Origin of the sequence: Bacillus sp. M13(2017), assembly GCF_002218325.1 — a bacterium.
In the GTDB taxonomy this organism is placed as follows: domain Bacteria; phylum Bacillota; class Bacilli; order Bacillales; family Bacillaceae_G; genus Bacillus_A; species Bacillus_A thuringiensis_K.
The window spans coordinates 1-1,197 of record NZ_KZ268546.1 but is presented as its reverse complement, the minus strand read 5'-3'; the positions used below and the strand labels follow the sequence as shown (position 1 = coordinate 1,197).

Below are 1,197 nucleotides of genomic sequence, written 5' to 3'. Positions count from 1 at the left end.
AGTCTAACAATTGGAGGTGCATTTTTTATGGCTAAATTTTCTTCAAAAGAAAAAATCCAAGCGGTGAAACGATATTTAGATGGTACAGAAAGTGGAAAAACAATTGCTAAATCTATAGGAGTTAACCCTAGCGTACTTCGTGAGTGGATTAGACGATATGAGTCTTCAGGTGAAAAGGCCTTTGAAAAGTGCTATACATTCTACCCAGCCCAGTATAAACTAGATGTACTTTATTATATGAATGAACACGGGACATCTATCAGAGAAACAGCGGCACTTTTCAATATACCGTCTTATGAAACACTTCGGAAATGGAAAATAGCTTATGAAACAGGAGGATTGGATGCCCTACAATCAAAGAAAAAGGGGCGTCCAACCATGAAAGATAAAAAAATAAAACCAGTAGATGAAGGATCAATCGAAGCCTTACAAGCGGAAAATGAGCGTTTACGTATGGAAAATTCATATTTAAAAAAGTTGAATGCCTTAGTTCAAAACAAAGAAAAATCACCAAACAAGACAAAGCGCAAGTAATCTACGAGTTAAGGCATGAATTTCCTATCAAGGAGTTACTTCAACTCGCAAACATTCCACGTAGTACGTACTATTACTGGATGAAACATTTTAATCGTCCTGATCCAAATGCGGAGGTAAAAGAACTGATTCAAGCTATTTATAATGAACACGATGGGTGTTATGGTTATCGTCGTATTCGTGATGAACTTATGAATCGTGGACACAAAGTAAATCATAAAAAAGTGTATCGTCTTATGAAAGAATTAGGGTTAAAATGTCTGGTTCGTATGAAAAAATATCGCTCTTACAAAGGGACAGTTGGGAAAATTGCACCAAATATTTTAAATCGCAACTTCCAAGCTGAAAAACCAAATGAAAAGTGGGTTACAGATATTACGGAGTTTAAGTTATTTGGGGAGAAGTTATACCTATCACCAATGTTGGATTTATTTAATGGTGAAATTATCACGTATACAATTGGTTCAAGACCGACCTATTCCCTTGTTTCAACGATGTTGGACCAAGCCCTTTATTGTGTAACCGATCCGGATAAACTCCTCATTCACTCTGATCAAGGTTGGCACTATCAAATGAAACAATACCGTCATTCTCTTAAGAATTGTGGCATAACTCAAAGTATGTCTCGCAAAGGAAACTGTTATGACAATGCCGTTATTGAAA

At 36.2% G+C, this 1,197-nt stretch carries 1 pseudogene; it reads left to right on the top strand.

Features of this window, described 5'->3' with window-relative positions:
• Positions 1–27: 27 nt before the first annotated feature.
• Positions 28–1,197 (top strand): annotated as a pseudogene (locus tag CGQ22_RS31265) (IS3-like element ISBth10 family transposase); the annotation flags it as partial.